17 protein-coding genes are annotated in these 22,224 nt (G+C 66.3%); 9 read left to right on the top strand and 8 right to left on the bottom strand.

The features are described from left to right. Nucleotides 1-67 precede the first annotated feature (67 nt). From ACQR1H_RS15845 to ACQR1H_RS15855, 3 genes are all read left to right on the top strand, one after another. Entirely contained in the window at nucleotides 68-2,092 is a 2,025-nt protein-coding gene (locus ACQR1H_RS15845) for a hypothetical protein (protein WP_434907820.1), read from the top strand. Between the two features lie 121 nt (nucleotides 2,093-2,213). Then, nucleotides 2,214-2,543, top strand: a complete 330-nt coding sequence (locus ACQR1H_RS15850) for a hypothetical protein (protein ID WP_315802992.1) — start codon at nucleotides 2,214-2,216, stop codon at nucleotides 2,541-2,543. 92 nt (nucleotides 2,544-2,635) lie between these two features. Continuing rightward, nucleotides 2,636-3,259 carry a 2OG-Fe(II) oxygenase family protein gene (locus ACQR1H_RS15855; protein ID WP_315802993.1) on the top strand — a complete coding sequence of 208 codons (624 nt, stop codon included), beginning with the start codon at nucleotides 2,636-2,638 and terminating at the stop codon, nucleotides 3,257-3,259. Between the two features lie 4 nt (nucleotides 3,260-3,263). On the opposite strand, the gene ACQR1H_RS15860 is transcribed toward ACQR1H_RS15855, so the two are convergent. The 3 genes from ACQR1H_RS15860 to ACQR1H_RS15870 form a co-directional block, all read right to left on the bottom strand. Then, nucleotides 3,264-5,681 (bottom strand): spermidine synthase, encoded by a 2,418-nt coding sequence (locus ACQR1H_RS15860; RefSeq protein WP_434907821.1) that lies wholly within the window; start codon nucleotides 5,679-5,681, stop codon nucleotides 3,264-3,266. A 456-nt stretch (nucleotides 5,682-6,137) separates the two neighbouring features. Next, on the bottom strand, nucleotides 6,138-7,433 hold the full coding sequence (locus ACQR1H_RS15865; RefSeq protein ID WP_434873032.1) for a transcriptional regulator CadC: 1,296 nt from the start codon (nucleotides 7,431-7,433) through the stop codon (nucleotides 6,138-6,140). A gap of 359 nt (nucleotides 7,434-7,792) precedes the next feature. Continuing rightward, nucleotides 7,793-8,695 carry a LysR substrate-binding domain-containing protein gene (locus ACQR1H_RS15870; RefSeq protein WP_316216200.1) on the bottom strand — a complete coding sequence of 301 codons (903 nt, stop codon included), beginning with the start codon at nucleotides 8,693-8,695 and terminating at the stop codon, nucleotides 7,793-7,795. Between the two features lie 108 nt (nucleotides 8,696-8,803). Between ACQR1H_RS15870 and ACQR1H_RS15875 the strand changes: the two genes are divergently transcribed. The 6 genes from ACQR1H_RS15875 (at nucleotide 8,804) to dusA (ending at nucleotide 15,696) form a co-directional block, all read left to right on the top strand. Further along, nucleotides 8,804-9,553: an SDR family NAD(P)-dependent oxidoreductase gene (locus ACQR1H_RS15875; RefSeq protein ID WP_315802997.1), complete on the top strand. Its 750-nt coding sequence runs from the start codon at nucleotides 8,804-8,806 to the stop codon at nucleotides 9,551-9,553. 15 nt (nucleotides 9,554-9,568) lie between these two features. After that, on the top strand, nucleotides 9,569-10,417 hold the full coding sequence (locus tag ACQR1H_RS15880) for a transketolase (RefSeq protein WP_434873031.1): 849 nt from the start codon (nucleotides 9,569-9,571) through the stop codon (nucleotides 10,415-10,417). Beyond that, a complete protein-coding gene (locus tag ACQR1H_RS15885; RefSeq protein WP_316237885.1) occupies nucleotides 10,417-11,430 on the top strand; it encodes a transketolase family protein in 1,014 nt (337 codons plus the stop codon). Before ACQR1H_RS15880 ends, ACQR1H_RS15885 begins: the two co-directional genes overlap by 1 nt. Before the next feature lie 78 nt (nucleotides 11,431-11,508). Continuing rightward, on the top strand, nucleotides 11,509-12,525 hold the full coding sequence (locus tag ACQR1H_RS15890) for a TRAP transporter substrate-binding protein (RefSeq protein WP_434848323.1): 1,017 nt from the start codon (nucleotides 11,509-11,511) through the stop codon (nucleotides 12,523-12,525). Next, entirely contained in the window at nucleotides 12,522-14,381 is a 1,860-nt protein-coding gene (locus ACQR1H_RS15895) for a TRAP transporter large permease (RefSeq protein ID WP_434907822.1), read from the top strand. Before ACQR1H_RS15890 ends, ACQR1H_RS15895 begins: the two co-directional genes overlap by 4 nt. A gap of 295 nt (nucleotides 14,382-14,676) precedes the next feature. After that, nucleotides 14,677-15,696 carry a tRNA dihydrouridine(20/20a) synthase DusA gene (dusA, locus tag ACQR1H_RS15900; protein WP_434838962.1) on the top strand — a complete coding sequence of 340 codons (1,020 nt, stop codon included), beginning with the start codon at nucleotides 14,677-14,679 and terminating at the stop codon, nucleotides 15,694-15,696. Between the two features lie 75 nt (nucleotides 15,697-15,771). Here dusA and ACQR1H_RS15905 read toward each other — a convergent pair whose 3' ends face one another. The 5 genes from ACQR1H_RS15905 to ACQR1H_RS15925 form a co-directional block, all read right to left on the bottom strand. Further along, a complete protein-coding gene (locus tag ACQR1H_RS15905) occupies nucleotides 15,772-16,308 on the bottom strand; it encodes a TIGR02281 family clan AA aspartic protease (protein ID WP_315717625.1) in 537 nt (178 codons plus the stop codon). Between the two features lie 28 nt (nucleotides 16,309-16,336). Next, nucleotides 16,337-16,534 carry a DUF1289 domain-containing protein gene (locus ACQR1H_RS15910; RefSeq protein WP_315803053.1) on the bottom strand — a complete coding sequence of 66 codons (198 nt, stop codon included), beginning with the start codon at nucleotides 16,532-16,534 and terminating at the stop codon, nucleotides 16,337-16,339. A 47-nt stretch (nucleotides 16,535-16,581) separates the two neighbouring features. After that, the gene (locus ACQR1H_RS15915; RefSeq protein WP_434907823.1) at nucleotides 16,582-18,177 is read right to left on the bottom strand and encodes a sensor histidine kinase; all 1,596 of its coding nucleotides are present in this window, start codon (nucleotides 18,175-18,177) and stop codon (nucleotides 16,582-16,584) included. A gap of 137 nt (nucleotides 18,178-18,314) precedes the next feature. Next, nucleotides 18,315-19,745 (bottom strand): PepSY domain-containing protein, encoded by a 1,431-nt coding sequence (locus ACQR1H_RS15920; protein ID WP_434907824.1) that lies wholly within the window; start codon nucleotides 19,743-19,745, stop codon nucleotides 18,315-18,317. Nucleotides 19,746-19,752: 7 nt separating this feature from the next. Then, on the bottom strand, nucleotides 19,753-22,143 hold the full coding sequence (locus ACQR1H_RS15925; protein ID WP_434907825.1) for a TonB-dependent receptor domain-containing protein: 2,391 nt from the start codon (nucleotides 22,141-22,143) through the stop codon (nucleotides 19,753-19,755). Nucleotides 22,144-22,224 lie beyond the last annotated feature (81 nt).

Consider the following 22,224-nt stretch of genomic DNA (forward strand, 5'->3'; position numbering starts at 1 on the left):
CGACGGCGCATCGGTCGCGTTGTCATCTCGGTTTGGAGATCGATCGAATTCTTTAGGGGCGACGATAATGGTTCCATCTACCAAGAAAATCCTGCTGACAGCGGCCTCGGTCTCGCTGGCTCTGTCACAAAGCGCCGACGCCGGGGAGCGTTGGGGGGAAACGAGCAAGAACAATCCGTATGTCGCGGGCGACATGCACAACCACAACACCTGCACCGACGGCTCGGTCGCAGCCGGCTATGCGATCGACCGCTCGGTCGGCAAGGGCACCGCGGCTGCTGGCGGCAATAATTTCGATCTCGACTGGTTCACGCTGGGCAACCACGGCGGTTCGGGTAACCGCGATTGCCGCTTCAGCGATGCGAGCGCCAACATCCCGGGCGACAACACCACGACGTATTGGAGCCAGACGCTCGGCAAGACCATCGACGGCATCACGATCACCAGCCTGAAGGGCACGCCGAACGGCACCGACACCAACGCCAAGATGTGGCGCTGGCAGTCGATCAAGGAAGTCGAGTATCCGACCATCGTCAATCGCACCGCGACCTACAACAAGGTGCTGGTCGAAGGCCTCGAGTGGATCCTGCCCGGTCACGAGCATGGCGACGTCGCCGTGATCGCCGGCCAGAACCCGCGTGGCTACGGCAATGCCGACAAGATGGCCGAGTTCGAATATCGTTTCGACCGCGGGGACACTGACGCGATCGGTCCGGTCGATGCCAGCAACAACTCGGTCTGGGCCGGCAAGGACAATGTCAACAATTCCGGCACGGCCGGTCACCAGAAGGCCGTTGCCGGCATCGCCTGGCTGCAGGCGAACCATCCGCTGCAATCCTACGCGGTGCCGACCCATACCGAGCGGCAGGGACCGTTCAACCCGAACGGCTCGGCCGGCTACAACATCGAGCACTTCCGTGACTTCAACAATGCCGGCCCGACGGTCGCGTTCGGTATCGAAGCCCCGGGTCACATGGCCGAGGGCGGCGTGAACGGCGGCTCGGGCTCCTATGGCTCGGGCGCGGTCGGCGGCGGCACCTACGGCATGCAGGGCGTCTACACCGCCAAGGTTGGCGGGCTCTGGGACGGTCTGCTCGGCGAAGGCCGCAACTTCTTCCTGTTCCAGAGTTCGGACTGGCACAGCCGCGGCGTCTATGGCGCGCGCGATCCGGGTACGACGGCGGACTTCATCCCCGGCGAGTACACCAGGCTGTACGTGCCGAACGAGCGGCGCTTCTCCCAGCAGTCCATCATCGACGGCATGCGCTCGGGCAACTCCTATTCGGTCAACGCCGACATCATCGACTCCGACATGGAGTTTCGTGCGAAGGGTGAATGGGACTACGACTGGAAGACGATGGGCGAGACGCTGGTCGTGCGTCCCGGCGAGAAGGTCACGCTCGAGATGGAGATGACCGTTCCGGCGTCCAACAACAGCCCGTACAGCTTCAACAATCCGCTGCTGCTGCCGGTCGGCATCAAGCAGCCGTTGAACAAGCCCTCGCTCGACCACGTCGATCTGATCACCGGTGACATCACCGGCCCGATCGCGCCGGGCGCCCCGGGCTATGCCGTGGCCAATGCGAGCGGCGTCGCCGGTGCGGCCATCGTCTACAACCCCTCGGCCAAGATCGCGAAGCAGATCCAGGCGACCAAGATGCAGAGCCGCAAGCTGCGCGACGGTTCGGTCCGGCTCAGCTTCAGGACCACCTTCATCGCGGGCAAGACTCCCTTCTACATCCGCGCCCGCGGCACCAACATCCCGCCGGCCACGCCGAACGTGTCCGACAGCGCCGGCAATCCGCTGCTCGATGCCAACAACGCCACCGTCAGCTGCACGGATCCGGCATGTCCGTCGCACCTCGGCACGGTCGGCGGCGTGAAGAAGGTGACCAACGACGTGCAGGCCTGGTCGAACGTCTGGTTCTATGCGAACCCGATCTTCGTCCGTCCGTACGGTGCGCCCGAACTGCTGGTCGAGAAGAACAAGGAGCTGGCACGCAAGCTGGCTCACGATCATCACCACTGGCACGACTGGGATCATTGGGGCCATTGGGGCCACTGGGGTCGCTGGGCCTTCAACCGCGACTGATTGATCGGCATCGATCCGGCGGGACGATAGAGTCCCGCCGGATCCAGCTTCCTCGGAGCGCCGGTTTGCGAACCGGCGCTTCGTCTTTGCAACCTGCTTTGCCCTGGGGTTCCTCGACGTGATGCCTCGCTTGTCCGCTGTGATTCTCGCCATCCTGGCTCTCACGACCGTTGTCGCATCGGCGCATGACGAGGAACCGACGCAGGAGGCATGCGATGCCGCGGTGGCCGAGGCACGCGCACAGGCGGCGACCTTGCCGGCGGACGACGTGTCGCGCTATTTCGCCGAGCGGGACATTCAGCAGGCGCTGGTCGAGGCCGGCAATGGCGAGTTCGATGACTGCGTCGAGAAGGCCGAGCGGGCCGTGCTGGAAGTACGCGACCGGCCCCACAGCCTGAAGCCCGGCGAGCGGCTCAATATTCTTCGTGCCGACGAAATGCCGACGCGCTGACGGGCGGCACCGCGTCTCGCCTCTCGTCATCCGGCTGTCATGCAAGTCGGCAATTTGTCGGTCCTGTTGCGGCGCATGCAAGGCCTTGAGACATGGACCAGATCGAAGCTCTTTTTCCGATACCGTTGTTGCGTTCGCCCGGGCTGTTGAGCGTCGAGCTCAAGGACGCGGCGGTGGCTGCCATCCGCAATTCGAAGATCGAGAACAATCTGCGATCCGGACAGCTGTTCCACACCGAGGTCGCCGATCCCCGCGCCAACAATCTGTTTCAGACCATCGCCGAGCTCGCGGTGCCCAAGCTGGTCGATTTCGGCGAGCTGCTGTTCGGCGAGAAGCTGCGCTGGACGGTCAAGGAGATGTGGACGAACATGCTGGAGACCGGCGGCAACCAGACCCTGCACGCCCACGCCAACAGCTTCATCTCCGGCATCTTCTATCTGACGCCGTCGCATCCTGGTAGCCGCACCGTGTTCGTGCGGCCGCCGGGCGGCAGCGACTTCTCGTTCCGCCACCATACCCGCAGTGCCGCCGTCGGCCCGTTCAATGCCGGCAAATATGTGCTGCCCGAGGCGGAGCCCGGCGATCTCGTGCTGTTCCCGAGCTATCTCTACCATGAGGTGCCGCGCAATCAGGGCGACCAGCGCATCACGATCGCCTTCAACGCGATTCCTGATCATCTGGATTGCTGGGGCTACCGCGTCAGCTTCGCGTCCTGACGCGCTATCGTTCGAACTCGCGCGACCGCAGGTCGCGCGCCTCGCGTCGCGACGGCGCGGCGGCATCGATCGCCCGAAGCAGGCGTTCTGCAGCCGCGCGATCCGATCCGAGCAGCGCTTTCACCATGCTCATCAGCGGCGCATAGGCCGGCTCGAACTCGGCGCTGGCGCGAATGGAATCCAGGAGGCCGGGCGCGGCGGCTGCAATGAGCGCCGGTCCGCGCGGTTCGCCGGTCAGCGCCGCGCCGGCCTGGATGAATCGGTTGCGAGCCTGCCAATAAGCGCCGAGCCGCTGCTCCCAGCTTCCACGCTTCGAGTCGCCCAGCAGTTCGCCCGCGTCCGTCTTTGTCTGATTGAGGACCGTCAGCAGCAACTGCCATGGGGCCGCGGACAGAGCGTGGACGTTGCTGCGCGCGTCGAACGTGACGAACGGGAAATCGTCGGTGTTGTGCGGTCCCGGACCGGCGAAGCTCGCGAGTGCTTTCGCGCCGGCGACATACTGGCCGAGAAGGTCGATCGGCTGATCGAAGCCGAGCGGTTGAATGATCGGGTGAAGCTTCCGGTCGGAAAACCGTGCGGCGAGGAGCTCGGGATCGATCGGGTCCGGGGCCGCTGATCCGATCAGGGCCAGCATCGGCGTGCGCACGCTGTAATGGTTCAGCCAGGCTGACCCGTGTGGGAAGACCGCGAGAAAGCTTCTGATGATCGCCCGCAGCGACGGTGCATCGAGCTGATAGAGCGGCAGCCACTGGCAGAACACGCCCTCGGCCGCCAGCCTCCGCTTGACGGCCGCGAAATGTTCGACCGTGTACAGCGCGCCGCTGCCATCCAGCGCCGGGTGGAACAGGTCGGCCACGATCACGTCGTAGCGTCCGTCGTCGGCGACGATGAAGCGCCGGGCGTCGGCAACGGCGATCGGCGGTCTTTCCTTCTCGGCCGCGGGGTTGTCGAACCAGGACAGCAGCGCGACGACCTCGGAGGAGAGTTCGACCGCGCGCACGTCGAGATCCGGCATCTGCGCTGCGCCGAGCACGGTCGCGCCGGTGCCGACACCGAGGAAGAGCGCGCTGCGCGGCGCCGGATGCAAGAGCAGCGGCAGCATGGCCTGGCGGAAATCGGACCGCACAGAGCTGGTACCGCCCATGCGGAAGTGGCCGTTCACTTCGAGATAGCGTGCCCCCGAGGCGTCGTCGACGACGCTTGCCGTCGCCATCGGTCCCTCGCGCACGGCGAGAAGCTTGCCGCCCGGCGGGACCTTGATGAGCAGGGGGGCGGGAAGGCACAACAGCGCGAGCGCAAGCAGAGCGGGCGCCGCGGCCCACCGCAGCACGACGCGTTGCGGCTGCAGCAACAGCAGATATCCGACGGCAACGAGGATCAATGCCCTCCAGATACCGAAAGCGGGAATCAGCAGCTGTGCTGCGGCCAGCGGTGCAATGGCTGCGCCGACGCTGTTGATGCCGACGGCCCAGCCGACCGATCCCCGGCCGTCACGGACCTCCTGCATGAGCTGGCCGAACAAGGCACCCATCGCCATCGCGGGCAGTAGCAGCAGCGCCAGCGCGATGCCGAGCTCGCCGGCGACGCCGAGGCTCGCCGCGCTATCGGCGAAGCCGCCAAGCAAGGGCGTCATGATCGCCGTGCCGAGGCCAACGAGTGCGGTGAGGCTGATCAGAACGGTTCTGCCGCGTGCAACCGTGGGCCCCAAACGCTGCCAGATCATGCCGCCGATCGCGGTGCCCAGCAGATAGGCCGCGAGCAGACAGGCGAAGCTATAGACCGTATCCTGCATCATCTGCGCGGCCAGGCGCACGACCAGCACTTCGAACACGATCCCGAGCAGGCCGGTGACGAACAGAGTTGCCGTCAGGCGGAGGCCGGTGACAGCATGCCTGCTATCGTCACGCGCGCGAGCGTCGGCCTGCACGGCTCGGCCGAGGCGAAGCGCTGCGAGCGCGCAGGCCGCGTTGACGGCTGCCAGGCAAAGCAGCGTCGTCGACAATCCAAGCGCGGGGATCAGCACGAAGGTGGACAGCAGCGTGCCGGCGACGGCGCCGGCGGTGTTCGCGCCATAGACGCCGGCGCTGACGGACCGCGTGCCGTGCGCTGCGGACGTCATGCGTTCCAGCGCGGTCAGCGTGCCGCCCATTGCCACCGTGGCCGGCAACAGCACCAGCGTCGGCAGCAGGAAGCTCGCGCTCCACAACAGGAGGGGGGAGGGAGCCGTGCCGAGCAGCGGCGCCAGGGCGCGCGCGCTCGCCGGAAGCAACCAGATCGCACATAGCCCCCACAGGCCGATGACCGCTTCGAGGACGGCATAGAGCCGGTGCGGATTGGCGACGCGGCGGATCCGGCCATCGAGGACGAAGGCGCCCACCGCGAGCCCAGCAAAAAATCCGGCGATGGCGCCGAGCACGGCCATCATCTCCGTGCCCAGGGCGAGGGCGAGCTGGCGCGTCCAGACGATCTCATAGCCGAGCCCGGCGAGGCCGGATGCCGCAATCAGCAGCTTCAGCGCCCCCAGCCGGGCCGTGCTCTGGCGGGCGACGAGATCGACGCCGGATGACCTGGCACCTTGCTTCTCCGCGACCAGATCATTGTCGCGCGGGTCTGCGTGGCGTGCCTCGGTCAAGGTTTGGTACCTGCAATTCCCGTGATCGGTCTTCGGATGCAGCGCGCCGTGCGGAGTACTGGTCCGAGCGCTGGATCAAGCTCGGCGGCACGGGCCGCCAAGGTCGAGATCGTTTCCTTGTGTTCGTGTTTCGTGACGGTGGTTTGACAGAGGCCGCGGGAGCACTAGCGTCGTCTGAACGATTCCAGGGGCAATGATTTTTGGTGAGACTGCCACGCGTGCGGATCGTGGATCGGGCTGGTCGCCCTATTGGGCCGGCAGGCCCGCGTCGACCATGAGCTGAACGATCCTGGCCGCGGCCTCGCGATACACCGGACTGGTGTTCTTCATCGGCGGCGCAACGTTGAGCGCGGTCGTGCCGGGCCGCAGCTTCAGTCCCTTCTGGATCGCGGCTCTCGCTTCATCGATCTGTCCGGCCCTCTGATAGGCGGCCGCCAGCAGCATATAAGGACGCCCGGACGCGGCCGTGATGGCGATCGAGCGCTGCAGCCACGGCAGGGCTTCCTCCGCGCGATCCATCATCATGTGCGCCCACCCGACGCCCAGGAGCCATGTCCAGCGTGAGACCGCCGGCGTGTCATAGCGGTCGGCCTGCTGGAAGGTCGCCAGCGCATCCTCGAAGCGGCCGAGATTGAGCTGCCCGAGGCCGACCAGATACAGCGCGAGGCCGTCCCATGGATCGAGACTCAGCGTTCTGGCGCAGATGACCAGGCTTTCGACGAAATGATTGGTTGCGCTGAGGAAGCGGCAATAGGTCTCGAGCACCGCGATCGAGTTCGGCTTGGCGCGCAGGGCGCGCTCCAGGTTCGCGGCCGCCTGAGCCTCGGCCGCCGCGGCGGCAGCCGGACTGTACCAGACCATCTGGATGCCGCGCATCTGCAGCGCCGCAAGCGCAACCGCCGCGTCGACATTGTCGGGCTGGTCGGCGAGCGCATTCTGCAACATCGTCTGCGCCATGCTGAAGCGCTCTTGCGTCACGCTGTTGATCGACGCGGTCGCCTGCTCGATGGCGGCGCGGGCGCCGCCGGCCGTGACGCCGCCGTCCGCGGAAGACGTTCCGGTTTCGATGAGCTCGTTGAGACGGCGTGCCAGCACGTCGCCCACGCCCGCGGCGAGACGCGTCTGTTGCAGCAGCGGATCGCGTTCATCGGCGTCGACGGAGACGGCTGCGACCGCTTCAACCTTGCCGGAGGTGGTCTGGATCAAGCGGGCACGCAATGTCCATGACGGTCCGCTGCGCTGCAGCTCACCGCGGATCTCGAAATCCGGCGGCGCAGCCAGCGACGCAGCCAGCTCCGGCTGCGGTGCCGTCGATCGCGGCGCGATCACGCTGATGGTGTTGATCCTGGCGAGCCCGTCGGTCAGGCGTCCCGCGATCTCCGTTGCCATCACCGCGCCAGGCGGATCACCGCTCGCGTCGGCCATCGCCATCACCGCGACCACAGGGGGCGAACGCTTGAAGATCAGGTTCGATCTCAACAGCGGCGCAGCCGCCGCAAGCCCGACGATGGCGCAAAGCGCTGCGGCGGCCGTGATCGCCATTGCGTCCGCCGAGGGCCGACAACCATGACGATCTCGCCGGCCCGGTCGTCGCCTCAGCGGCGGAGGCGGCGGCGACGTCGAGCACGGTGGTCGGGGCGGGGGAGGGAAGGTCCACCTCGGGCGAAGAGACCTTGATCTCTGCCTCCGACGCGATGTCCGCGGTAAAGACGTATCCCCCCATTGGCCGCGCAGGACACGCTGCCCGAACAGTTGATCAAACGACGGCCGAGTAATGATGTGAAAGATCAACCTGGGCTGCTTGGCCTGCCTCAAGGTGAGCGTTTCAGCCTCGGGACGCAATGCGTTCCGAGAGCCCCAATCAGCGAGCTCGGTCGAAAGAAAGCAGGGACGGCGCGAGATCAATCGAACGATCGTCGCCCTCCGCGTTCCGGACTGAGCTCGGATGTGATCCAGTCGGCAAAGGCGCGGACAGCCGTGCGTTGGTGAGCATTGCGGGGAAATACCAGGCGATGGCCGACGTAGCGGACGTCGGTCGCGCGGCCGGCTAGCGGCGCCACCAGCCGGCCGGATGCCAGCTCACGCTCGGCCAGCAGGGTGGATTCAAGGGCAACGCCGAGACCTTCGGTCGCGGTCGCAAGCGCCAGGAAGCTGCGGTCGAAGCGCATGCCATGAAGAGCGGGAGGCTCGAGACCGTTGGCGGCGAACCATTGATGCCACTGGATCTGCTTGACATCGGAGCGGATCAGCGTTCGTTCCAGCAGGTCGGCAGGCCGCTTGATCGTGGCCGCCAGTGCCGGCGAGCAGAGCGGCGTCACCGTTTCCTCGGCCAGCGGAACGATTTCGACACCTTCCGCATGCGGCTGGCCATAGACGATATCGATGTCGAAATCGTCGTTCTTGAATCGCGCATAGTCGGTGTTCGCCGCAAGCCGCACCTCGAGCTTGGGGTGGGCGGCGAGAAATCGCGCCAATCGCGGCGTCAGCCACTGCGCAGCGAAGCTCGGCGCCGAATGGACGCGGACCAATTGGGGACCGCGCGCGGCGACCTCCTCCAGGCCGCGGCGCAACTGGTCGAAGGCGGCGCCGGCATGGCGCATCAGGTTCTCGCCGGCAGGTGTCAGCCGCACCGAGCGGGCGGTGCGCTCGAACAGCACCGTGCGCAGGGTCGTCTCCAGCTTGCGGATGGCGTGGCTGACTGCGCTCGGGGTCAGGTGAAGCTCATTCGCTGCATCGCGAAACGAGCCAGTCCGTGCAGCGGCCTCAAACGCTTTGATTGACGAAATCGGGACGTTGGATAGCATCGGATGAGTGAACCAGATTCATCTATCCGTGACAACTGCGCGTTTGTCCCCGCCGGTCCGGCCCGCCATGGTCAAGCCCAACACAACGACACTTTGGGAGGACCAAGGATGCTGCTCAGCGGCAAGACGGCGATCATCTCGGGCGCAGCTTCCAGGCGCGGTATTGGGCTGGCCACTGCGCGACGGTTCGCCGCCGAAGGGGCGCGCGTCGCCATCCTCGACCTCGATGCGGCGGCGGCCGCCGACGCGGCGGCCACGCTCGGCCACCAGCATCTCGGGATCGGCTGCAACGTCGCCGACAACAACTCCTGCAACGACGCCGTCGCGCAAGTCATCGCCACATTCGGCGTCATCGACATCCTCATCAACAACGCCGGCATCACCCAGCCGGTCAAGCTGCTCGACATCACGCCCAACGACTGGGATCGCATCCAGGACGTCAATCTCAAGGGCGTGCTGTTCCTGTCGCAAGCGGTGATCCCCCACATGCGCGCGCGCAAGCAGGGCTCTATCGCCTGCATGTCGTCGGTTTCGGCGCAGCGCGGCGGCGGCATCTTCGGCGGGCCGCATTATTCCGCGGCCAAGGCCGGCGTTCTCGGTCTCGCCAAGGCGATGGCGCGCGAATTCGGCATCGACGGCATTCGCGTCAACTGCGTCACGCCGGGCTTGATCGGCACCGACATCACGGCCGGCAAGCTGACCGACGAGATGAAGGCCAAGATCCTTGAGGGCATTCCGCTCAACCGGCTCGGCACCGCCGACGACGTCGCCGGCATCTACACCTTTCTGGCGTCGGACCTCTCCGCCTATGTCACGGGCGCGGTCATCGACGTCAATGGCGGCATGCTGATCCACTAACCAAGGTCTCAAGAGATGGACACCGCAACCAGCCGGCTCGCCAACGCGCCGACATTGGCGCAGCGCGCCTACAACATCCGGCGCAACGCGCTTCGCATGGGCGAGGTGCAAGGGCAGGGCTACATCGCCCAGGCTCTCGACATCTCCGACTTGCTGGCAGTCGCCTACTTCCACGCCATGCGCTACCGGCCCGAGGATCCCAACTGGGAGGAGCGCGACCGTTTCCTGCTGTCGAATGGACACTATGCGATCGCCCTGTACGCCGCGCTGATCGAGGCCGGCATCGTTCCCGAGGCCGAGCTGGAAACCTATGGCAGCGACGACAGCCGGTTGCCGATGTCCGGCATGGCGTCCTACACGCCGGGCATGGAGATGTCGGGCGGCTCGCTCGGCCTCGGCCTCAGCATCGCCGTCGGCATGGGCCTCGGACTGAAGCGCAAGACGTCGAGCTCTCGCGTCTACACGCTGTTCTCCGACGGCGAGCTCGACGAGGGCTCGGTGTGGGAGGCGATCTCGTCCGCCAGCCACCACAAGCTCGACAACCTCATCGGCATCGTCGACGTCAACAATCAGCAGGCCGATGGCCCTTCGACCCAGGTCATGGGCTTCGAGCCTTTGGTGGATCGGCTGGAAGCGTTCGGCTGGTTCGTGCAGCGCGTCGACGGCAACGACCTCGACGCCGTGGTCGCCGCCTTCGATGCCGCCAAGACCCACGCGGCGCCGAAGCCGCGCATGATCGTGGCGGACACGCTGATGGGCAAGGGCGTGCCCTTCCTCGAACAGCGCGAGAAGAACCACTTCATTCGCGTCGAGCCGCACGAGTGGCAGCTCGCGATTGCCGCACTCGACGCCGGGAGGCCGTGATGAAATCGACGAGACCCGCACCGGATCTGAGCAAGCCGCGCCTGACGACCTCGGCGATGATCGCCTCGATCGCTTCCGAGGGCCAGCGCACCAGGCCGGCGCCGTTCGGCCACGCGCTGGTCGCGCTGGCGCGCAGCCGGCCGGAGGTGGTCGGCATGACCGCCGATCTCGGCAAGTACACCGACCTGCACATCTTCGCGAAGGAATTCCCCGAGCGCACCTACCAGATGGGCATGGCCGAGCAGCTGCTATTCGGCGCCGCATCCGGCATGGCGGCCGAAGGCTTCATGCCGTTCACCACGACCTATGCCGTGTTCGCCTCGCGCCGCGCCTACGACTTCATCCACCAGACCATCGCCGAGGAAGATCGCGACGTGAAGATCGCCTGCGCGCTGCCCGGCCTGACCTCCGGCTACGGCCCGAGCCACCAGGCGGCCGAGGATCTCGCGCTGATGCGCGCGATGCCGAACATGACGGTGATCGACCCCTGCGATGCGCATGAGATCGAGCAGGTCGTGCCGGCGATGGCCGCCCATCAAGGCCCGGTCTACATGCGGCTGCTGCGCGGTCAGGTGCCGCTGGTGCTCGACGAGTACGACTACACATTCGAGCTCGGCAAGGCCAAGCTGCTGCGCGACGGCCGGGACGTGCTGATGATCTCGTCCGGGCTGATGACGATGCGCGCGCTCGAGGCCGCCAAGGCGCTGTCCGATGATCGCGTCGACGTCGGCGTGCTGCACGTGCCGACGATCAAGCCGCTCGATGCCGAGACCATCGTGCGCGAATCCGGCCGCTCCGGCCGTCTCGTCGTCGTCGCCGAGAACCATACGGTGATCGGCGGACTGGGGGAGGCGGTCGCCGGGGTGCTGATGCGCGCAGGCGTGCACGTACCGTTCCGGCAGATCGGCTTGCCCGACGAATTCCTCGACGCCGGCGCGCTGCCGACCTTGCACGATCGCTACGGCATCTCGTTGTCGGAAGTCGTCAAGCAGGTCAAGGGCTGGCTCAAATAGCGGACCAGCCGCTGACATGACCCGCCGGCGCGCGGACGCGCCGGACCATAACAACAATTTCATACTGGAGGGACGGGAATGCGCAAGGCAATGACGCGTCGGCGATTCATGGCAGGAGCAATGGTGGGGGCTGCGGTGCTGCCGTTCACCGGGCGATTCGCCAAGGCAGCGGAGTTCACGATGAAGCTCGCGACCGGACAGGATCCGTCGCATCCGGTCAACAAGCGGGCGCAGCAGGCGGCCGATCGCATCAAGGAGGCGAGCGGCGGCCGGCTCGAGATCAATCTGTATCCAGCGAACCAGCTCGGCTCCGACACCGATCTGATCTCGCAGGTCCGCGTCGGCGCCGTCGATGCGATCAACATCGCGAGCTCCGTGCTTGCCACCCGCGTGCCGCTCGCCGGCATCGTCAACACCGGCTTCGCCTTCACGTCCTACGACCAGGTCTGGAAGGCGATGGACGGCAGCCTTGGTGATCACATCCGCAAGGACATCGAGAAGACCGGCGCCATCGCGCTCTCCAAGCCCTGGGACAACGGATTTCGCCAGGTCACGTCCTCGACCCGCGAGATCAAGACGCCGGACGATCTCAAGAGCTTCAAGATCCGCGTGCCGGCCGCGCCGATCCTGACCAGCCTGTTCCAGGCGCTCGGTGCCGGTCCGACACCGATCAACTTCAATGAGGTCTATACGTCGCTGCAGACCAAGGTGGTCGAGGGCCAGGAGAACCCGCTGCCGATCATCGCCACCGCCAAGCTCTACGAGGTCCAGAAATACTGCTCGCTGACCAGCCACGTCTGGGATGCCTACTGGATTCTTGGCAACCGCGCTGCATTTAGCAAACTGCCGTCCGACCTGCAGACGCTCGTCACGAAGGAATTCAACAAGTCGGCGGATGACGAGCGATCCGACATTGCCGCGCTCAGCCAGAGCCTGCGCGCCGATCTCGCCGCCAAGGGCTTCACCTTCGTGGATGTCGACAAGGAGGCGTTCCGTGGCGCGCTCGGCAAGAGCAGCTTCTACAAGGACTGGCGCGGCAAGTTCGGCGAGGAAGCCTGGAAGATTCTGCAGTCGAATGTGGGAGAGCTCGGATGAACTCGGTCGACGCGTCTCTGGCAGCCTCCACGAAGCACGGCGTCGTCGAAAGCCTCGAGCGGGCGCTGACGAAGCTGATCGAGATTCCCGCGATCGTCGCGCTGGTCGCGGAAGTCGGAATCCTCTTCACCGGTGTGACGGCGCGCTTCGCCTTCAACCGGCCGCTGACCTGGGCTGACGAGCTCGCGTCGATCACCTTTCTCTGGCTCGCGATGCTGGGCGCCGTGCTCGCGCTCAGCCGCGGCGAGCACATGCGGATGACCGCGCTGATCGACCGCGTCGCACCGCGCATCCGCGCGGTGCTGGAGAGCGCGGCGCTGATGGCGCCGGCGCTGTTCCTGGCGATCCTGCTGCATCCTGCGATCGACTATGCGAGCGGACAGGCGTTCGCGGAGACGCCGGCGCTCGGCCTGCCCGACAGCGTGCGGGCCGGCGCGGTGCCGGTCGGCATTGGCCTCATGCTGGCCACCGCCCTGCTGCGCATGGCGCGCCACGGCTCGCGCGACATCGCGATCACGCTGGTGATCCTGGCGGCCACGGCGCTCGTGTTGTGGGGCGCGGCGCCGGCGCTCAAGGCGCTCGGCAACTGGAATCTGATCGTCTTCTTCGCGATCCTGCTCGGCGCGGCCGTGCTCGCCGGCGTCCCGATCGCATTCTGCTTCGGGCTCGCCACGGTGGCTTATCTCCTCACGGTCACCTCGGCGCCGCTCGAAGTCGTCACCAGCCGCATTGACGAGGGCGTCTCATCCCTCGTTTTGCTCGCGATTCCCTTGTTCATTCTGCTCGGCCATCTCATCGTCATGACCGGCATGGCGGCAGCGATGGTCGGCTTCCTGGTGTCGCTGGTTGGCCATGTCAGAGGCGGCCTGTCCTACGTGCTGCTCGGCGCGATCCTGCTGGTCTCGGGCATTTCCGGCGCCAAGACGGCCGACATGGCGGCGGTCGCGCCGGTGCTGTTTCCGGACATGAAGCGCCGCGGCATTCATGACGGCGAGCTGGTGTCGCTGCTCGCAGCCTCGGGCGCGATGGCCGAGACCATTCCGCCCTCGATCGTGCTGATCATTATCGGCTCCGTCGCCGGCGTCTCGATTTCGGCCTTGTTCACCGGCGGCATCCTGCCCGGCCTGGTGCTGGCCGCCGCGCTGGCGGTGGTCGCCAAGCGCCGCATGGTCGAGCCGGAGGGCGTGATCCGACCGCGGCCGACCTGGGCCACCATTCGCTCGGCGCTCATCACGGCGCTGCCGGCACTGCTGCTGCCGGTGCTGATCCGCACCGCGGTCACCGAGGGCGTCGCCACCGCGACCGAAGTCTCGACCGTCGGCATCGCCTACACGATCCTGGTCGGACTGCTCGTCTATCGCCGCTTCGACTGGCGCAGGCTCTATCCGGCGCTGGTGCATACTGCCGCTTTGTCGGGGGCGATCCTGTTCATCATCGGTGCGGCCACCGCGATGGCCTGGGCGCTGACGCAGTCGAACTTCTCGCATGCGCTCGCGGCGATGATGGTTTCGGTGCCCGGTGGCAAATACGGCTTCCTGCTGATCTCGATCGCCGTGTTCATCCTGCTCGGCAGCATCCTCGAAGGCCTGCCGGCCATGGTGCTGTTCGGCCCGCTGCTGTTTCCGGCGGCCAAGCTGCTCGGCGTGCACGAGGTGCACTACGCGATGGTGATCATCCTCGCGATGGGCATCGGCCTGTTCGCGCCGCCCTTCGGCCTTGGGTACTACGCGGCGTGCTCGATCGGACAGATCCATCCCAACGCCGGACTGACCCGCATCTGGCCCTATCTCGGCGCGCTCGTGCTCGGCCTGCTGCTGGTTGCCTTCGTGCCGTGGCTGTCGATCGGCTTTCTCTGACCCCCCGGGTCGGCTGAAAACGTGAGGACCGAGATGCCAGTCGCGAGCTCGAGGCCCAGGACATCGAAAAGAGCTTCGGTGCACCCACGTCCTGCGCGGCGCCAACCTGCGGATTCGTTCCGGCGAGATCCACGCTCTGCTGGGCGGCAATGGATCTCCCGCAGCGGCACCAATCGACGGCTGCCTGATCGATCTCCGGTACAACATTGTTTTACCGGGAGACCAAAAATGGGTCGAAATCAGCGGAAATCGGCGTAAATGGACGCTGATGGGATGCTTCCGGCGCGACTTCTGAATGACTGATATCTCAAATAAAATTGCAAAATCAAACGCTTGGCGTTTCTCCGTCGCCCCCATGATGGACTGGACCGATCGGCACTGCCGGGTGTTCCATCGGCTGCTGTCGCGCCGGGCGTTGCTCTATACCGAGATGGTCACGACCGGCGCCGTCATTCATGGCGACCGGCAGCGGCTGCTCGGCTTCGATGCCAGCGAGCATCCGGTGGCGCTGCAGCTCGGCGGCTCCGACCCCGGCGATCTCGCGACGTCGGCCAGGATCGGCGAGGATTTCGGCTACGATGAGATCAACCTCAATGTCGGCTGTCCGTCGGACCGGGTGAAGGACGGCCGCTTCGGCGCCTGTTTGATGGCCGAGCCCGCGCTCGTGGCCGCCTGCGTCGCCGCGATGAAGCACGCCGTTCGCATTCCCGTCACCGTGAAGTGCCGCATCGGCATCGACGATCAGGATCCGGAGGTCGCGCTCGATGCGCTGGCGGACGCGGTCGTCGATAGCGGCGCCGACGCGTTGATCGTGCACGCGCGCAAGGCGTGGCTGAACGGCTTGTCGCCAAAGGAGAACCGTGACGTTCCGCCGCTCGACTACGACAGGGTGTACCGGTTGAAGGCGAGGCTGCCGCACGTGCCCGTCATCATCAATGGCGGCATCGGCAGCATCGAAGCTGCGCAAGGTCATCTCGCGCATGTCGATGGCGTGATGCTTGGGCGAGCGGCCTATCAGGAGCCGTGGCGGCTGCTCGATGTCGATCCCGTCCTGTTCGGCGAGGTCGCGCCGCATCGGACCATGAAGGATGCGTTGGCGGCGCTCGAGCCCTACATCGTGCGCCAGCTCGGGCAGGGCGCGCGGCTGCACGCGATCACGCGGCATCTCGTCGGCGCCTATCACGCGGTGCCCGGCGCACGCGCATTCCGCCGCCATCTCGCCGAGCGTGGCGTCAAGCCAGACGCCGGCATCGAGGTACTGCGCGAGGCGGTCGCGATGGTCGAGGAGCGCCCAGCGGTTGCTGCGCTGGCCTGAGCGGCTCAGGCCAGCGGCAGTTCGGCGACGGCCTGGCGCGCGATCTCTCTGCTGGCTGCGACGAGGCCCAGCTCCTCAGCTGCGGTCGGGAAAGCCGTGCAGCATCAGCCGGTCGGAGCGCACTTCCCAGCGCTCCAGCCGGTCGAGGAAGCTCATGCCGAGCAGGTTGGTCTTCATCTGGCCGTGCGGCACCACCAGCGCCGGCACCGAGCGCTCCACCAGTTTGCCGATCGCGAGCCGGTCCAACGTCAGCCGCGCCGCCTTGGTATGGCCACCGGCAGTTTCGACGTCGACGTCGTAGGCGAGCAGTTCGAGCGGCAGGCCTGCGGCCTTGGCGGTCTCGTAGGTCAGCACCACCGATGTGGCGCCGGTGTCGACCACCATCGGCGCGGTGACGCCGTTGATCTTGGCGCGCAATGCGAACTCGCCGCCTCTGGTGCGCTCGATCTCGACCGCGTTGGTCGGAGGGCTCGCCTTGGCGCGGAGCGCGCGGCTGCGCAGAACCTCCGACACGGTGTCGCTTGCGAGCGCTGCCTGCTCGGGGTCCTTGTAGACGATCACGGCGCCCGCGGTGAGCACCATGGTGACGAAAACGAGCACGACCTTGTTCATGCCGCGCCTCCCGTCGGCACCGAGGCGCTCAGTCGCGCCGACGCGCCAGCGCGGGCAGGCCGGCGTCGTGCATGCGGGACGGCAGCCCGTCCATCAGCGCCAGCCGCTCGTCGGTCGACATGCGGCCCCAGCGGGCGATCTCCGGCAGCGTGCGTCCGCAGCCGAAGCAGAGCTTCGTCTTCGGGTCGATCATGCAGACGGCGATGCAGGGCGTCTCCTGGCTCATGGCGCGAGTTTGAAAGGTTCTGCCACTGTCGTGCAAGTGCAATCATCTCACAGTCCCGTTCCGGCATTCATGATCGGCTTGCGGACCCGACGCTTCTCCTGAGCGGGGGCGATCGCGTATTCCGGCTGCAATGGCGGTGCCTCGTCCGACAGCGGAGCGAGCGCCGACATCACCCGCTCCGGCGGGAAGGTGACGATCACCTCGGTGCCGATGCGGACCTTCGATTTCAGCGTGAACGTGCCGCCATGCATCTCGATCAGGTTCTTGGCGATGGGCAGACCTAATCCTGCGCCCTGTTCGGCCGACTTGATCGAGTTGGAGCCCTGGCCGAACGAGGCGAGCACGATCGGAATCTCGTTCTCGGGGATGCCCGAGCCGGTGTCCTTGACGCTGAGATATTGTCCGCCCGAGGCCGTCCAGCCGGCCTTCAGCCAGATGTCGCCGCCCTGCGGCGTGAACTTGATGGCGTTGGACAGCAGGTTGAGCACCACCTGGCGGATCGCGCGCTCGTCGGCCCACAGCCGCGGCATCTTCTGCTCGAACACCTCGTGAATGGTGATGCCGCGGCTCGTGGCGCGCAGCTTCAGCAAATGGTGGCAGTCGGCGATCACGTGCACCAGCGCCACGGCTTCCTCGTTCAGCTCGTAGCGGCCGGCCTCGATGCGCGAGAGATCGAGGATCTCGTTGATGAGGTTGAGCAGGTGGACGCCCGAATTGTGGATGTCGGCCGAATATTCCTTGTAGACCGGCACCGCATGCACGCCGAAGATCTCGCTCTTCATCACCTCGGAAAAGCCGAGGATGGCGTTCAGCGGCGTTCGCAGCTCGTGGCTCATCTGCGCGAGGAATCGCGACTTCGCGACGTTGGCGGCCTCCGCACGGTAGCGCGCCTCGTCGGAGATCGCCTTCGCCTGCTCGAGCTCGCCGATCAGGGCGTCCTTCTCGGCGCGTGCTTCGAGCGTGGCGAGCGTCGTCGCGTGCAGCTGATGGGCGAGCAGCACGAAATAGCCTTCGGCCGCGACGGCGAACCCGGCGAGCAGGTAGTTGTCGAACGTGCCCGACAGCGCGAGGCTCAGCGTGATCGCGACCGTCACCGGCGCGGTGACGGCGACGGCTGCGATCGGCAGGTTGGCGGCGAGCATGCTGGAGACCGCGATCACCAGCAGCATCAGGAACATCATCAGCGTGCCCGACACCGCCGCGAGCGCCGGATGGATCAGGATCGCCATCCAGCACACGCCGTAGAGCAGGTCGAGCAGCACGAAGCGCGTGCGCCAGCGCCGCGTCGCCGCCAGCGACGGCTGGTCGGCGAGGAAGTTCGAGCAGTTGCGCACGATCGCCGCATGAATGCAGAGCACGCCGAGCGTCCAGGCGCCGGCCGCGATCGTATGCAGCCACACGCTGAGCATCAGGCCGGTTGCCACCACCAGCAGCACGACGATGTAGGAGGCGGAGATGCGGGTCTGCGCGTATTGGCGCAGCAGCTCGCGGTCGAAGGCCGGACGCGTTCCCGATGTCGACGTTAACCGGTCGCGCGCCTCGCGCACCCGCTGCTGCGCGGCCCGGCGCTGGCTTGCTGGTGCAAGCGCCGGCGGATCTGCCGGAAGCTCGACGACCTCAGGCTTTTCAGCGGGTTTACTCATCAAACAACACAAATCCTGCCCGCGAGGTACGGGCTGCTTTCTGCATTGTCTATAACTGGGCCCAAATCCTTAAGACGGATTATAGACAACGAAAAATTTGCGTTAACCGCGCGTTAAATTAACCATTGTGGCGAGGCTCAGCGGAGCTGCATGCGCAGGCGGCGCCAGCCGATCACCACGCCGGTGATGCTGAAGACGAGGCCGATCGCGCAGAGGCCGACGATGAGAAACGTGCGCAGCGCCGCCTGCGCAAGCAGGGCCGGAAAGTCGAGCGTGTGCAGCGCCTGATAGAGCCACCGATAGGCGCGCCGGGATGGGTCGAGCTTCTCGAGCACTGCGCCGGAGGCGGCGTCGACCTGATACCAGGTGTCGCCGCAGATCACGCGATGGACCGGCGCGCCCGGCACATCGGAAACAAACGGATAGTCGTCGCCCGGCTCGACTTCGGACGAGCGCGCGCAGTCGCCGCGCAGGCGGGACGCCGCGGCATTGACGTCGGCCGGCTGCAGGAAGCGGCCGACGATGCGTGCCGATGCGCCGTCCAGCAGCGAAATCTGCTGCTGACTCGGCGCGCGCCGGATGCGCTGATAGAGGCGGCCGCCGAAGGCGAACCACTCGATCTCGCGGACCCCGCCATGCACCGCCGCGAGCGCGCCCGCGGTCGCGTCGGTCCAATTCGGCGCGCCGACGAGAATGGCTTGCTCGGACGGCGTCAGACGGCCGGTCGCAAACAGCCTGCCATGGTCCATCGACAGCCAGCCGCTGACCATCCACGTCAGCACGAACTGCATGCAGATCAGGCCGGCCCAATGATGCCACAGGTGCCAGCCGCGGTAGCGCGAGCACAGCCGCGCCTCATGATATCTCAGCCGCATCGGGCCGAGCAGGGCGCCGCTCACGGCGGCGACGACCGCCGCGAGCGACAGCCACCACACGGCAGCGTTCCAGGCCGCCCAGTCCTTGCGCAGGATGGTCGGATAGATCCAATGAACGACGCTGCCGACGTAGTTCCAGGCGCGTTCGAACCGAGTCGTGTCGAGCACGACCTCGCCGGTGCGCGAGGAGACATAGAGCTCGGTGCCGACGGGATCGTTGAGCGCGATCCGGTGCAACGGACGATGCACGTCGAACCGGTTCGGCACCGTCCATTGGTCGTAGTCGTCCAGAGCTGCAACGGCGGCGCCGTCGGCTTCGAGCCCGCGCCGCTGCGCTGCCGCGCGTGCGATCGACAGGGCGATGTCGGGGGCGCTCACCTCGGCTGTGGCCAGCGTGTCGGCATGAATGGCCGTGCTGCGGCCGGCGGTCGAGATGACATAGACCGGGCCATCCATGCGCTGCACCAGGCGGATGCGGTCTGGATGGTCGATTCCAGCTTTGGCGAGGGCCTCCGCGGGACCGTGCAGCGACATGGCGACGTCGAGCACGGGCAGCGCGGCGAAGCGCTCGCTCTCGGTCTGCGCCGGGAATGGCACGTAGTGCATCACGATCCCAGTCGCGAACCACAGCACGAGCAGCGGACCGAGCGGGATGCTCAGCCAGCGGTGCGTGAGGATCAGCGCCCGGATCATGCGGCCATCAGAACTTGAACGAGGCTTCGACCTCGTAGGTGCGGGGCGCGCCGAGGAAGATCTGGTCGGGATAGAACGGATCGCTCCAGGCCGCGTAGCGCCGGTCGGTGACGTTGCGGACCCGGAAGGCGAGCCGCGTGCTGGTCGCGGTGGCGAACAGCGGCACCTTCGGCAGGTCGATGAAGGCGAACAGGTCGGCCGTGGTGTAGGCGAGCAGTTTCACCGTGTTGGCATCGGTGCTCCAGCGGTCGCCCACGTGGCGGACGGAGAAACCGAGCTCGACCGGCCACCAGCCGGGATTGAGGAAGCGGTAGGAGCCGCCGCCATTGACGATGACGGCGGGGATGTTGGGCGGCGTGTTGCCCGAGAACGAGCCGCCGCCGGCGAGATCATAATCGGCATAGCAGGCGCGGACATAGGCGAAATTGCCCCAGAGCCTGCTCTCCGGCGTCGGCCGCACCGCAGCCGACAGCTCGATGCCTTGCGATTTGACCTTGCCGGCAAGGTTGAGCTGCTGGCCGGCCTGGGCGCTGTAGACGTTGTTGCGCTCGATGTCGAAGGCCGAGAAGGTCCATTCCGCGCGGCCGTTCCATGCGAGCTGCTTGACGCCGGTCTCGTAGCTGCGCGAATCCGACAGCGTCAGGTTTTGCGTCGGAGTGAGGATGAAGATGCTGTCGGCCGAGATGTCGGTTGCCGTCGCATATTGGCTGTAGAACATCGTGCCCGGCAGCGCCTCCCAGGTATAGCCGATGCGTCCCGTGACCGGTTGCCAGCTCTTGGAATAGGGGAAGCCGGGCCGCTCGGCGCCATTGCGGATCCAATTGCGGTCGAGCGTGAACGGGTTGTAGCGCAGCCCTCCGACCAGCGCGAAGCTGTTGGTCAGCCTCAAGCGGTCTTCGAGATTGAGCGCGACGCTGTCGATCGTGGCGGTCTGAAGCTGTGTCCTCAGCTCACCATAGGTGCCGCGATCGAAGCCGATCAGCGGGACTGACTCGCCGGGAAAATTGGCCGCGCCGGGTCGCGTGAAGTCGGTATGCGAGCTCTCGACCGAGGTGACGAGCCGGTTGGCGAGACCGAAGATGCTGCCGTTCCATATCACGTCGGTGATGTTGCCGACCATGTTGTGGTTGTGATGGACGAAGAAGCGCTCGCGATCGACCAGATTGGTGTTCGCGTTGAAGGCCGAGACCTCGTTGTTGTACCAGTCGCGGCTGGCGTTGTAGTTGTAGATCTGGCTCCGCAGCGTGACTGCGTTGTTCAGGTCCCATTCGAAGCCGCTGCGGACCCAGGATTCCTTGATGGTCTTGTGGCCGTCGACCACGTTGTAGTTGGTCGACAGCGTGCGGCCGTCGATCGTGACGGCGCCGAGATCGCTGCCGTTGTAGGCGGAGATCTTGGAGCCCGAGACGATGCCGCTGGTTGCGTTCGCGCCGCTATAGGCCACCGGCACCAGCGGCGTGCCCTCATAGGGCTTGGCCTTGTAGTCCTTGAACTCGGCGGCAAAGAAGGTCTTGAAGCTCCCGGACAGCCGGTAGTCGAGCTGGCCCGAGACATGGACATTCTTGAACTCGGTGTCGTCGATGAAGCCGACCTCCTTGGTCCGGCTGATGTCGAAACGATAGTCCAGGCCCTTGACGGTCGTGCTGCCGCCGGAGCCGAAGCCGCTGCGGAATGTGCCGCGCTGGTCGAAGCCGACGAAGGCCTCGCTCTCGACCGGGCCGCTGTGCGGGGTCTTGGTGACGAAATTGATGGTGCCGCCGACCGCCCCCTGGCCTGAGATCAGCGAGGAGGGGCCCTTGAGAAACTCGACGCGGTCGAGGTTGAAGGTCTCCATCGTCAGCGCGGTGAATCCGGTCGGCCCGATGTTGATGCCGTTATAGAGGACGTTGACCTGGTTGCCCTGGAAGCCGCGCATCGCAAAGCCGACGTCGTTCGGCGCATCGCCGGCGCTGACGCCGGTGGCGCCTTTCACCGCGTCGACGGTCGTGTAGTAGCCCTGCTCGCGCAGCGTCTCGGCGCCGATCACCTCGACCGTCGCCGGCACCTCGCGCGCGGCCAGGCCGAGCCGGCTGCCGGCTGCCGGGATGGCGTTGCCGTTGAGCGGGGTCGCGGTCGCGTTGGTGGCCTGTGAGGGAACGGATGGCGCTGCCTGCGCTGGCGCGGTCCCGCGTTGCTGGATGGGACGGGTGGTCAGGTCCGCCGTTCGGCCACGCGATTGCGTCCGGTCGGACACTGGCCGCTGCCGCGGTGCGTCGACCGTTACATCCGGAAGCAACGTGTTGGCCGCCGGTGTTACGGCGGGGCTTGCCGTTTGCTGCGCGTGAGCCATGTGGCCGGCTGACCACCCGGCCACAAGTCCCGCCAACGATATCGACCCCCAGATCGTCCGCACGCTCATTCTGATCCCCACCGCAGGTCCGGACTGAGCCGGCGCCTGCGCCCGTAACGTTCACGATGCCCGGACGAGAGTTAGCTTAAA

This window comes from Bradyrhizobium sp. HKCCYLRH2015, from assembly GCF_051168215.1.
GTDB lineage: Bacteria > Pseudomonadota > Alphaproteobacteria > Rhizobiales > Xanthobacteraceae > Bradyrhizobium.